This is a genomic window from Cupriavidus yeoncheonensis (assembly GCF_905397275.1).
Lineage (GTDB): Bacteria > Pseudomonadota > Gammaproteobacteria > Burkholderiales > Burkholderiaceae > Cupriavidus > Cupriavidus yeoncheonensis.
Genome location: NZ_CAJPUY010000008.1, coordinates 100758 through 113156, shown reverse-complemented (window position 1 = coordinate 113156; position 12399 = coordinate 100758). Strand labels below are relative to the sequence as shown.

General features: G+C 65.7%; 10 protein-coding genes. 4 read left to right on the top strand and 6 right to left on the bottom strand.

From position 1 onward, the window contains the following. Positions 1 to 52: 52 nt before the first annotated feature. Positions 53 to 1099: a porin gene (locus tag KHO22_RS12740; RefSeq protein WP_211947497.1), complete on the top strand. Its 1047-nt coding sequence runs from the start codon at positions 53 to 55 to the stop codon at positions 1097 to 1099. Between the two features lie 518 nt (positions 1100 to 1617). Here the strand turns inward: KHO22_RS12740 and KHO22_RS12735 are convergent. The 5 genes from KHO22_RS12735 to KHO22_RS12715 all read right to left on the bottom strand — a co-directional run bounded on the left by KHO22_RS12735 (position 1618) and on the right by KHO22_RS12715 (position 7230). Continuing rightward, positions 1618 to 2481, bottom strand: a complete 864-nt coding sequence (locus KHO22_RS12735) for an HTD2 family dehydratase (protein WP_211947496.1) — start codon at positions 2479 to 2481, stop codon at positions 1618 to 1620. An 18-nt stretch (positions 2482 to 2499) separates the two neighbouring features. Beyond that, entirely contained in the window at positions 2500 to 3336 is an 837-nt protein-coding gene (locus KHO22_RS12730; RefSeq protein WP_211947495.1) for an HpcH/HpaI aldolase/citrate lyase family protein, read from the bottom strand. Positions 3337 to 3347: 11 nt separating this feature from the next. Continuing rightward, on the bottom strand, positions 3348 to 4742 hold the full coding sequence (locus KHO22_RS12725) for an MmgE/PrpD family protein (RefSeq protein WP_211947494.1): 1395 nt from the start codon (positions 4740 to 4742) through the stop codon (positions 3348 to 3350). Between the two features lie 110 nt (positions 4743 to 4852). Then, positions 4853 to 6052 carry a CaiB/BaiF CoA transferase family protein gene (locus KHO22_RS12720; RefSeq protein ID WP_211947493.1) on the bottom strand — a complete coding sequence of 400 codons (1200 nt, stop codon included), beginning with the start codon at positions 6050 to 6052 and terminating at the stop codon, positions 4853 to 4855. 8 nt (positions 6053 to 6060) lie between these two features. Then, positions 6061 to 7230 (bottom strand): acyl-CoA dehydrogenase family protein, encoded by a 1170-nt coding sequence (locus KHO22_RS12715; protein WP_211947492.1) that lies wholly within the window; start codon positions 7228 to 7230, stop codon positions 6061 to 6063. A 945-nt stretch (positions 7231 to 8175) separates the two neighbouring features. On the opposite strand from KHO22_RS12715, the gene KHO22_RS12710 reads away from it, so the two are divergent. Beyond that, the gene (locus tag KHO22_RS12710; RefSeq protein ID WP_211947491.1) at positions 8176 to 8661 is read left to right on the top strand and encodes a DUF2628 domain-containing protein; all 486 of its coding nucleotides are present in this window, start codon (positions 8176 to 8178) and stop codon (positions 8659 to 8661) included. Between the two features lie 31 nt (positions 8662 to 8692). Here KHO22_RS12710 and KHO22_RS12705 read toward each other — a convergent pair whose 3' ends face one another. Next, complete coding sequence (locus KHO22_RS12705) at positions 8693 to 9595, bottom strand: LysR family transcriptional regulator (RefSeq protein ID WP_211947490.1); 903 nt, start codon at positions 9593 to 9595, stop codon at positions 8693 to 8695. A gap of 193 nt (positions 9596 to 9788) precedes the next feature. Here KHO22_RS12705 and KHO22_RS12700 point away from each other — a divergent pair, with 193 nt between their 5' ends. Together KHO22_RS12700 and KHO22_RS12695 are read left to right on the top strand one after the other, a co-directional pair. Continuing rightward, the gene (locus tag KHO22_RS12700) at positions 9789 to 10703 is read left to right on the top strand and encodes an SDR family NAD(P)-dependent oxidoreductase (protein ID WP_211947489.1); all 915 of its coding nucleotides are present in this window, start codon (positions 9789 to 9791) and stop codon (positions 10701 to 10703) included. Position 10704: 1 nt separating this feature from the next. Beyond that, positions 10705 to 11940 carry a CaiB/BaiF CoA transferase family protein gene (locus KHO22_RS12695; RefSeq protein WP_211947488.1) on the top strand — a complete coding sequence of 412 codons (1236 nt, stop codon included), beginning with the start codon at positions 10705 to 10707 and terminating at the stop codon, positions 11938 to 11940. Positions 11941 to 12399: the final 459 nt, after the last annotated feature.

Sequence of the window (12399 nt, the reverse complement as noted above, 5' to 3'; positions counted from 1 at the left end):
AATTGGCGCCTTCGCAGGACTGGCCTGCGATCCAAAGCAATCGAGGAGCAATATGAAGCAAAAAATGCTTGCGGTCACGGCTGCAGTACTGGCATCGACGGGCGCATATGCACAATCCAGCGTCACCCTCTACGGTGTTGCAGACGTTGGTGTGGAGTACCTTTCGAAGGCTGACGGTACGCACAGCCGCGTTGCGATGACCTCGGGCAATATGTCCGGTTCGCGCTGGGGCATTCGCGGCGTCGAGGATCTCGGCGGCGGCCTGAAGGGTGTCTTCACGCTCGAAAGCGGTTTTACCATCGACGATGGTAAAACCGCTGACACTACGGGTAATCGCTTCTTCAATCGTCAAGCGTATGTTGGCTTGCAAAGCAGCTATGGTACGGTAACGCTGGGTCGTCATCAGACCCCTCTGTACGACTACAGCCTGATGTATGACCCGATGGCTATTGCATCGCGTTATTCGATCGCGGTTCAAGATCCGACGATGGGCTCCCAGCGCGCTGATAACTCGATCAAGTACCTCGGTACCTTCGGTGGCCTGACCGCTTCCGCATTGTATAGCTTTGGCTATAACGCGAATGGTGAGATTCCTGGGAATTACAAGGCAGGCAAGGAGTATTCCGCCGGCTTGAACTACGCAACTGGTCCGCTGAGCGTGGGTGCTGTCTATGATCTGATGCAGCCCAACGATGTGGTGAAGGACCAGCGGTTCTCGGTGGCTGGCACCTACGCCTTTGGTCCTGCCAAGGCGTTTGCGGGCTATCGCTGGGAGCACGTGACGACAGGCGTTGCTTCTGCCGTTGCCAACCTGTATTGGCTGGGCCTCGGCTATCAAGTGACGCCTGCGCTGTCCCTGACCGGTGCTGCATATTATCAGGACCTTCGCAGCACCAAGGCTGATCCGTGGTCGTTTGTCGTTTCTGCCGACTACGCGTTCTCCAAGCGCACGGATGCCTACTTCAACATGGGCTACGTTCTGAACCGTTCCGATAATAATGTCGGGATTTATTCGAATGCACTGCTGGGCGGCAGTAACGCTACTGGTGACAAGATCAACCAGTTCGGCGCCTTGGTTGGTATTCGCCACAAGTTCTGACGCGATCTGACTCGTTCTGAAGGGAAGGCCCCGCTCTGGCGGGGCTTTTTTTTGGGGTGCGACCGGCAGGGCACGCCAAAAAAAAGAGGCCACCCTTAGGTGGCCTTTCAAAATCAGTTGTGAAGGAGTGTCGAGTTCCTCCGGGAACGAATTCTACGAGGCAGTTTGATTTTATGGTGCGAGCGCAGAGCATATTTCATTGAATAAATTGACATAAATCACAAGGTTGTCTGCGTTGAGATTTGCATTGAGGATTTTGTATAGTTTTCGCATGATCGAGACATCGACGCCTCGAGCAGTTTAAAATCATGGCCATGAGTTTCACGGTGTCAGCCTATGAGCTACTCCCCCAAATCGCCACGCGCTTGGAACAGTTTCGGTCGCTTTGAGGCAGTCAGCCCGCCACGCAGATCAACGAAGAAGAACAAAAAAGGGCAAGCCCGAAGACTTGCCCTACTTCAACGCTTCCGCCTGCTCACCCGGAGGCCGGGGCCGGCTCGCAGCCATCAAGCCTGCAATCAGCCCTCGATCTCGGCCCATCCCTGCATAGCCTGACCGCCGGCATCATCACCAGTCCAGAGGATGAGCTTGCCGGCCTGCGCGGGATCCGCCGTGCCGCCCACGGTGATGATGTCCTGGTCGAACAGCGGCGCCAGCCCGCGAAAACCGAAGCGGCGCACGCGTGCCTGCGGCTGTTCGCGCGCCACCAGGTCCAGCATCAGCATGGCCTGCATGGGCCCGTGCACCACCAGGCCCGGATAGCCCTCGACGTCGCGCGTGTAATCGCGATCGTAGTGGATCCGGTGGCCGTTGAACGTCAGCGCGGAATAACGGAACAGCATCACCGGATCGGCGCGCAGCGTGCGCTGCCATTGCGCCGTGTGCTCCAGGCGCGGCCGCGGCGGCTGCGCTTTGCCGAGTTCCGGCATGGCACGGTAGACGATGTCATGGCGCTCGCGCACCGCGACCTGGCCATTGACGGTCAGTTCATGGTCGACGGCGACGAACCACAGTTCGCCGGTGCGGCCGGATTTATGCTGGACATCCTTGATGGTCGACGTGCGCGTTACCGTATCGCCGACGTGAATCGGACGCTCGAACGACAGCTCGCTGCCGGCCCACATGCGGCGCGGCAGCGGCACGGGCGGCATGAAGCCGCCGAGGGCCGGGTGGCCGTCGGCGCCGATATCGCGCTGCGGCGCGCGCGGCAGGAAGTAGAGCCAGTGCCACAGCGGCGGCAGCGGCCCGCGCACCACGGCCTCGGGGTCCAGGTCAAAGGTGGCGGCAAGGCCGGTCACCGGCTCCGGCGTCAGGGTTTCGGTGCGCGATTCGCTGCGTCCGATCCAGGTGCGCAGGTGTTCAAGTTGGGAGTTCTGGGTCATGACAACTGCCTTTTGTGTTCAGAGCGCCGGCGGTAGCGCCAGCGCGATCAGGCGGCGGGCCTGCTCGATGACAGGGCGGTCCACCATCTTGCCATCGACCTGCACGGCGTGGCTGCCGCTGGCGGTCGCCTCCAGCACGCGTCGCGCCCAGTCGAGCTGTTCGGGCGAGGGCAGGAAGCCCGCGCGGGCCGCGCCGAGCTGGGCCGGGTGGATGCAAAGCTTGCCCGCAAAGCCGAGCGCGCGCGCATAGGCGACATCGTCGGCCAGTACGGACTCGTCCTTCAGCGCCGTGGTGACGCCGTCGACCGGCGGTGGCAGGCCGGCCACGCGCGATGCCAGCACGATGCGCGCACGCGCATACGCCAGGGCGTCGCGCGTATGGCTGCAGCCGAGATCGACCGCATAGTCGAGCGAGCCGAATGCCAGCCGTTCGACACCGCTGGCCGTGGCGACCGCATCGATCCGATGCAGGCCCAGCGCGGTCTCGATGATGGCGATCAGGCCGGCTGTCGGATCGATGCCGCGCAGGACTTCCGTGATCGCTGCCAGCGCGGCCGCGTCTTCTGCCTTGGGGACCATCAGGCCCGCCAGCGGCGTACCCCTGGGCAGCGCGCGCAGCCACTCCATGTCGGCGGCAAAACCCGGGGCGGCGCTGTCGTTGATGCGCACACAGGCGTTGGCCGCGGGGCCCGTCGCCAGCCAGGCCGCGATGGCCTGGCGCGCCGCCGGCTTGGCGTCCGGATGCACCGCATCCTCGAGATCGAGGACCATCACATCCGGCTTCGCCGCGGCGGCCTTATCAAAGCGTTCGGGCCGGTCGCCCGGCACGAACAGGTAGGTCACAGCAGTGGACATGGTCGGGTGCCTCAGCGTGCGGCAGGCAGCCAGTCGTTCACGTTCGGCGCACTTTCCAGTGCCCACACGCGCGCGATGATGGTGCGCATCTCGGCCTCGGTCGCGCCGTGGCGGAAGGCGCCGAGCTGCAGCGCCTTGGCTTCGAGTTCGGGGCGCGACAGCGTGTTGTCCGGGTCGCCCTTGGGCACGTCCACGCGCGCGGCCAGCGTGCGGCCATCGGTCGTGCGCACCGTCACGCGCCCGATCCACTGGCGCGGATACGCGGCGTTGATCTCGTCGTCGAGCTCCATCACCACCTTGCCGCGGAAGTCCGCCACTTTACTGTCCTGCAGCGCGTGCTGCTCGAACTCGGGCAGGCCGGCGTGGCCGTGCACGGCTACCAGGCCCAGCACGGTGCCCATCGAGAACTTGGCCTGGTGGATGGTGGCCGGGTTGACCACGGGGCCGAGCACGTCGATGGCGCCCTGGTGCACATGCGTGGTGACGCTGGCGATCTGGTCCGCGGCAACGCCCTCGCGCTGCATCAGTACCTTGAGCGCATCGGCGGCCGGATGCGTGTGGCGGCACGAGGCGAAGAACTTGAACGAGGTTTCGGCGGTAGCCCAGCGCGTGCCGAGGCCATCGGTCAGGCATGCCGGATTGGCGTCGCTCGACATGCCGGCGGCCATGCCCTGGGCGCCTTCGAGGATCTGCTTCGCACCGGTGAAGCCGGCGCGCGCCAGCCAGGCGGACTGCAGGCCGTCGGCGGCGGCCTTGGCGGTGTGCAGCTGCTTGGAATCGGCAGCGTCGCGCAGGAATTCCCACAGGCCGGCCGCTTGCGTGCCGGCCGAACCGAGCGCCTGGTTGATGCCCTCGGCGTCAAGGTTGTACAGCTTGGCGACTGCCGCGGCGGCAGCGAGCGTGCCAACCGTGCCCGTGGTGTGGAAGATCCGGTAGTGCGACCGGCCCATGAATTCGCCGATGCGGATGCCGGCTTCGTAACCGGCGATGGAGGCCAGCAGCACCTCGGCGCCGGTCTTGCCTTCGGCCTGCGCGGCGGCGACCACGGCCGGGAACACCACCGCGGCCGGGTGCAGCACCGAGCCGTTGTGCACGTCATCCTGCTCGACCACGTGCGACGAAGCGCCGTTGATCAGCGCCGCGAAGTAGGGCGAGGTGCGGCGGCGGTCCACCAGCACTTCGGCGGCACCGTGCGTTGGCCCCATCGTCGGGCCCATCGCGGCCGCGAACTCCTGGATGCGGCGCACGGCCGGGGCGTCCTTGCCCGCGATGGCCGAGGCGATCCAGTCGAGGAACAGGTCCTTGGTGCGCTCGATCACGGGTGCCGGCACGTCGGCCAGCGTGAAGCGGGCCAGGAATTTGCAAAGCTGGCGGGTCGGATAGGTTTGGTCTGCGGGTTGGCTCATGCCGTCTCCGGAGATAGTTGGCTGGGCTCGGCCGCTGGCGGCCTCGCGGGGATCGGGATCCTTTCCCGGTGCCGGGAGAGGATGGGGAAACGGACGCCGCGCGGACGTCCTCAGACAGTCTTCTTGCTCACCAGTGCGTCGATATCGCCGTCGCCGTAGCCCAGTTCGGCCAGGATGCTGCGGCTGTGCGCGCCCAGTGCCGGTACATCGCCCATGACGGGCTCCACGCCCGACAGGTTGGCGGGCGGCAGCAGCGCGCCGATCGGGCCGCCCGGGGTGGCGACTTCGCGCCAGCGCTGGCGCGCCTGCAATTGCGGATGGTTCCACACGCCTTCGATGTCGTTCATCGGGGCATTGGCGATCTGCGCCTGGTCCAGCAGCGCCTCGGCCTGCGCCACCGTCAGCGACGCAAAGCGATCCTCGATGATGGAGGTGAGTTCGGGCCGGTTGCGCACGCGCGCCGTATTGCTGGAGAACCGCTCGTCCTGCGCGAGTTCACGGTTGCCGAGCACGACCTCGCAGAAATTGGCGAACTCGCGCTCGTTCTGCACGCTGAAGATCACGCTGCCATTGGCGGTGCGATGAATGCCGTACGGGGCGATGGTCGGGTGCGAGGCGCCGACGCGCGCCGGCGGCTTGCCGCCGTAGTGGCCGAAGTAGAGCACCTGGTTCATCCACTCGGCCATGGCCTCGAACATGGTCACCTGCACGCGCAGGCCCTTGCCGGTGCGGCCGCGCTGCAGCAGTGCGGACAGAATGCCGCTGTAGGCGTACATGCCGGCCGAGATATCGGCGATCGAAACCCCCGCGCGCGACGGCTCGTCCGGGCCGCCGGTGAGGCCCACCAGGCCGGCCGCGGCCTGGATCAGCAGGTCGTAGGCCTTCTTGTCGCGATAGGGGCCCGAGTCGCCATAGCCGGAGATGTCGCAGACGATCAGCTTCTCGTACTTGCCGTGCAGCGTGTCGAAATCGAGGCCCATGCGCGCCGCGGCGCCCGGCGCGAGGTTCTGCACCAGGACGTCGGCATCGGCCAGCAGGCGGTGCAGGATGGACTGCGCCTCGTCATCCTTCAGGTCCAGGGTCAGGCTTTCCTTGCCCCGGTTGAGCCAGACAAAGTACGAGGCCTGGCCGTGCACGGACTGGTCATACCCGCGCGCGAAGTCGCCCACGCCGGGGCGTTCGATCTTGATGACGCGGGCACCCAGGTCGGCGAGCTGGCGGGTGGCGAACGGCGCGGCCACCGCGTGTTCCAGCGACACCACGCGGATGCCGTCGAGCGGGCGAATGCCGTTGGGCGTAGATGCAGTCATGCGCGGCCTCAGAACGAACGCGGCAGTTCGAGCACGTGCTCGGCCACGTAGGACAGGATCAGGTTGGTGGAGATCGGCGCGACCTGGTACAGGCGCGTTTCGCGGAACTTGCGCTCGATGTCGTATTCCGCCGCGAAGCCGAAGCCGCCGTGCGTCTGCAGGCAGACGTTGGCGGCTTCCCACGAGGCGTCGGCCGCGAGCAGCTTGGAGATATTGGCTTCCTTGCCGCACGGCTTGCCGGCGTCGAACAGCGCGGCGGCCTTGTAGCGCATCAGGCTGGCGGCTTCCACGTTGACGTAGGAACGCGCGATCGGGAACTGGATGCCCTGGTTCTGGCCGATCGGGCGGTCGAACACGACGCGCTCGCGCGCGTAGTTGCTGGCGCGCTCGACGAACCAGTAGCCGTCGCCGATGCATTCGGCCGCGATCAGGATACGCTCGGCGTTCATGCCGTCGAGGATGTACTTCAGGCCCTTGCCTTCCTCGCCGATCAGGTTTTCGGCCGGGACTTCGAGGTTGTCGAAGAACAGCTCGTTGGTCTCGTGGTTGACCATGTTGCGGATCGGGCGGACCGTCAGGCCCTTGCCGATGGCTTCGCGCAGGTCCACGACGAATACGGACAGGCCTTCGGACTTGCGCTTGACCTGGTCCAGCGGCGTGGTGCGTGCCAGCAGCAGCATCAGGTCCGAGTGCTGCACGCGCGAGATCCAGACCTTCGAGCCGTTGACGACATACTTGTCGCCCTTGCGCACGGCGGTGGTCTTGAGCTTGGTGGTGTCGGTGCCGGTGGTCGGCTCGGTCACGGCCATCGACTGCATGCGCAGCTCGCCCGAGGCGATGCCCGGCAGCCAGCGCTGCTTCTGCTCGTCGGAACCATGGCGCAGCAGGCAGCCCATCACGTACATCTGGCCGTGGCAGGCGCCGGAATTGCCGCCGTTGCGGTTAATTTCCTCCATGATGACCGACGCGGCCGTCAGCGACAGGCCGGAACCGCCGTAGGTCTCGGGAATCAGGGCCGACAGCCAGCCCGCCTGGGTCAGTGCCTGGACGAATTCTTCGGGAAAGCCGTTCTGTTCTTCAACCCGCTGCCAGTAGGCCGAATCGAAACCCGCGCAAAGGTTGCGTACGGCTTCGCGGATTTCCGGGTAAAGCTGGTCTTGATCCTGATCTGCAAACATGGGGGTAGGCCCGGTCGATTTGAATGGGGCCATTATTCCCGAGGGCTCACAGGCCCGAAATTCGGATTTGCGAAAGAGCGGCTTAGGTGCGGCTTAGGTGCGGCATAAGTGCGGCATAGGTGCGGCATAGGTGCGGCGCACAGGTGCCTCGCGCACGCCTGATGCAAGACGCCCGGCGAACCGGGCGTCTTGTCTTTTGGCAGATATAGGCGGGCAGCGCGTCAGTGCATGAACAGCCAGATCAGGATCAGCACGAGAGCGGGTACGCCGAGTAGCCAGGCGATGAGGTAGGGCATGATGGGTTCTCCTTCCTTTCTTCCACGCTTCCACGATAGAAGGAGCGGCGGCCCCGCCGTGTCCGGACGAATCCGTTTGCGCTGTAGGACGGCACCGCATCGGGCACCGGACCGGCGGGGCAGCCACGACATAACCAATATTGGTGATGATCCGGCACCGCCTGTCGGTCACAATGAAGACGCGGGCGCATTGTCGACGGGGAGGCGTCACATGGGACCCGCGAAAAAGCAGGGGAAGCGAAAGCGGACCACGTCCTCGCCCGGCGCAAGGGGCCGGCCAATGTCGGCAAGACGGGACGATGTCCGTGAGGGGCGTAGACGGCGCGCCCGGCGGCACCTGGCGTGCCGCCGGGCAAGGCCGCGCGGCGTCCCCACGCCGGTTCCGGGGCAGCAGCCGCAAGTGCCGCGCTTGTACCGCCCCGGCTTCCCCGAACTTCCCGGCCCTGCCACCTGTTCACTTCGCTGATTGCCGGGATGCCCGGTGCCGGAAGGCCGTCCGGGTGCTGGGCGCTGCCCCGCCAGACTACCTGCGCGCATGACTGCCATGCAAATCGCGCCATCTGCGCGCAACCGCACGCTTGCCGCGATGGCTCGGGCCTATGCTTTCGCTGAGGTCCGTCGTCAGGACCCACCGCAGGGGGAACGAAGCATGAAAGCAATCATCAGCGACGAAGCGGCGCTGGCCGTGTTCGTGGGGCCGCGGTTCGCGTACTACCGTAACAAGTGGCAGCTCGCCGCGTCGCGCAACGGCATGGCATGGAACTGGGCTGCTTTCATCTTCGGGCCGTTCTGGATGGCCTACCGCCGCATGTACTGGCAGGTCGGCGTCTACGCCGTCATCCTCTGCGCCGAACCGGTGCTGCATGCACTGTTCCAGATCCGCATGCCGGTCGTGCTCTCGCGGCCGCTGCTGTATGCCATGGCGCTGCTGCTCGGCTTCTATGGCAACCAGCTTTACCGCTGGCACGCGGAATCGACGGTGCAACGGCTGCGCGAATACCACCTGTCGCCGGAACTGGTCAACGACTCGCTGGCGCGTTGTGGCCGGACCAGCTGGCCCGGCGTGGCAGCCATGGCCGTGCTGATCGCGGTCATGGTCATCTCGCTGCGGCCGCTCGCCGGGCTGGTGGCCTAGCATCACGGGGAACGGCCATGTATTGCCAACCCTATACGGGCTCGCGGGCGGCGTCGACCAGGTACTGGATCAGGGTTTCGGCGAACTGCGGCAGCTCGCGGCCCGGGCGGCGGCACAGGCGCAATTCGCGGCGTGCCCACTCGTCTTCCAGCGAGATGAAGCGCAGCACCTTGCGGCTGGCGTAGCGGCGCGCGCAGCTGTTGGGCACGATGGCGATGCCGGCGCCGGCCTCGACCATGCGGCAGACGGCGTCGAAACTGCCGACCTGGATGCGCAGGCTGATGCGCTTGCCCATGCCGCCGGCAATGCGGTCCAGGAACGACTGGATCGCGCTGAACTGGTTCAGGCCGACAAAGCGGCAGGTGTCGAGCAGGTCGGCAAAGTGCAGCCGCTTGAACTGCGGCAGCGGGTGGTTGACCGGCGCAATCACGATCAGCTCATCGCTGCACAGGTGCATCACGTCCAGGTCCTGGGTGGCGACTTCGCCCGCCACGATGCCGAGATCCGCCGCGCCGGCACTGATCGCGGAGACGATTTCCTGCGACAGGTGCTCTTCCAGCTCCACATCCACATCAGGGTTTTCACTTAGGAAGCGCGACAGCCCGGTGGCCAGGAAGGAGTTGGTGGCGGTCGTGTTGGCCAGCAGGCGGACCTTGCCCTTGACGCCCTTGGCATAGGGACGCAGGTCGGAATGCAGGCATTCCAGCTCGCGGAACACCTCGCGCGCGTGGTGCAGCAGGGTGTCGCCGGCCGGGGTGAGCCTGACGCCTTTTACCTGGCGGATCAGCAACTGGGTCTGGAACGCCTCTTCCAGCTGCTTGATGCGGGTGCTGGCCGCCGGCAGGGACAGGAAGCTGCGTTCCGCCGCGCGGGTCAGGTTCTCCGTTTCACCGACGTTGAGGAAAAGGCGCAGGTCGGTCAGGTCGTAATGCATGGGGTTCCGTCAGGCCAAAGGCCACTTTTGCGATTCGTGAATTCCAATGTCTCAGCCATCAATTTATCGTATCCGGCGTGGCAATAACATCTGAACGTGATTGTCCGCGAGTGGCATGGCCGTCGCGGACAAGCCGTTATTGTCGCCAGAAACGCGGTCCGGTGACCGGGAAAGTATTCAGAGGAGCAACGCAATGAGCGGTTTGATGGCAGGCAAGGTGGCGCTGGTAACGGGCGCTGGTGGTGGAATCGGGCGCGGTATCGCGCTGGCGATGGCAGCCGCCGGGGCCAAGGTCGTGGTCAACGACCTTGGTGTCTCGATGTCCGGCGAAGGCGGCGATGCCGGTCCCGCGCAGCGCGTGGTGGACGAGATCCGGGCGGCCGGCGGCGAAGCCGTGGCCAACACGGACAGCGTATCGACCTGGAACGGCGCCAACGGCATCGTCCAGTGCGCGCTCGACAATTTCGGCCGCATCGACGCCGTGGTCAACAACGCCGGCAACCTGCGCGACCGCATGTTCTTCAAGATGAACGAAGAGGAATGGCGTTCGGTGATCGACGTGCACCTGCACGGCACCTTCTTCGTGAGCCGCGCCGCGGCCAACTATTTCAAGGACCAGGAAGGCGGCGCCTTCGTGCACATGACGTCGACCTCGGGCCTGATCGGCAACCTGGGCCAGGCCAACTACTCGGCGGCCAAGCTGGGCATCGCCGCGCTGTCGAAGTCGATCGCGCTCGACATGCAGCGCTTCAACGTGCGCTCGAACTGCATCGCGCCGTTCGCGTGGAGCCGCATGACCAGCTCGATCCCGGCCGAGACGCCGGAAGAGAAGGCGCGCGTGGCCAAGCTGCAGAAGATGGAAGCCGGCAAGATCGGCCCCGTCGCGGTCTACCTGGCCAGCCCGGCGGCCGCCGAGGTCAACGGGCAGATCTTCGCCGTGCGCGCCAACGAGATCATCCTGATGAGTCAGCCGCGCCCGGTGCGCTCGGTGCACATGAGCGAAGGCTGGACGCCGGAAGCGATCGGCGAGATCGCCATGCCGGCCATGCGCAGCAGCTTCTTCAAGCTCGAGCGTTCGCCCGACGTGATCAGCTGGGACCCGATCTGAGATGGCGGCCGCCATGCAGGGCGCGCTGGCCGGCGTCCGGGTGCTCGACCTGTCGCGCATCCTGGCGGGGCCGTGGTGCGCGCAGAACCTGGCGGACCTTGGCGCCGAAGTCATCAAGGTCGAACGTCCCCGGGTCGGCGATGACACGCGCTCCTGGGGCCCGCCGTGGCTGCCGGACGCAGAAGGCCAGTCCTCGCGCGATGCCACCTACTTTGCCGGCGCCAATCGCGGCAAGCAGTCGCTCACGCTCGATATTGCCAGCCCGCAAGGGCAGGCGGTCGTGCGTGACCTGGCAGCCAGGTCGCACATCGTCCTCGAGAACTACAAGGTCGGCGACCTCAAGCGCTACGGGCTCGACTACGAGAGCCTCAAGGCGATCAACCCGGCGCTGGTCTATTGCTCGATCACCGGCTATGGCCAGACCGGCCCCAGCGCGCACAAGCCCGGCTACGACTTCATCTTCCAGGGCATCGGCGGATTGATGAGCGTGACCGGCGAGCGCGACGACCTGCCCGGCGGCGGGCCGCAGAAGGTCGGCGTGGCGGTGGTGGACGTGCTGACCGGCATGTACGCGACCGTGGCCGTGCTGGCTGCGCTGCGGCATGCCGAGCGCACCGGCGAGGGCCAGCACATCGACATGGCGCTGCTCGACGCCGTGGTGGCGGTGGGCGCGACGCCGATCATCGCCCAGCGCATCACCGGCCAGGCCATGCCGCGCTACGGCAATGCGCATGCGAACATGGTGCCGTACCACGTGTTCGCCACGGCGGACGGCTACATGATCGTCGCGGCCGGCAACGACGGCCAGTGGCAGGCGTACTGCCGCGGCATCGGGCGTCCGGACCTGGCCGCCGACGAGCGCTTCGCGGCAGGTTCGGGGCGCATCATCCATCGCGAGGTGCTGGTGCCGATGCTCGAGGACCATATGCGCACCCGCACCACCGCGCACTGGGTGGAGGCCCTGGAAGCGCAGGGCATTCCGTGCGGGCCGATCAACGACTACGCACAGGTGCTGGAAGACCCGCAGGTCCGCCATCGCGAACTGCAGGTGGACCTGGTGCGCAAGGACGGCGCCATCTGCCCGACCGTCAAGAGCCCGCTGCGGCTTTCGGCGACGCCGGTGCGGTACGACGCGCCGCCGCCGCGTCTCGGTGAACATACCGAGCGTATCCTGGGCGAGGTGCTGGGCTTGTCCGCGCAGCGGATTGCTACGCTGCGGGAGCAGGGCGTGGTCTGAGCGCGCGCTGTGAAGTCCGACAGCAGAAAACCGGCGATGACAAGGTCATCGCCGGTTTTTTTATGGTTCATCGCTGAATTGCGGGGCTGGGGGATGTCAAGTGGAGCGGATTCATGGTGCTTGGCATGCGCTGCTGTTTCGCCGGCGTAGCCGGCAGGGTTTTGATTGGCGCGTCGTTCTTGGCCGGCGCCCCCGTTTCGCCGGCGAAGCCGGCGAGTCACTTTCTGTCCAAGCGACAGAAAGTAACCAAAGAACGCGTCGCCTGAGCGGCTGGCTATCAACGATGCGCTTCTTGTTTTCAAGCGGCTTTGGTCTCGCGAAACGTGATCGCCGTTCGACTCTGCTACGCCTAGTGAGTCAGAACCAGTGCCTGCGATAACCTGCTTTTGAACGATCCCCAAGTTGGACTCGGGTACAGCGTTCCAACGGGGTCAGTGGTGGGACGCCTTCGGCTGCGCT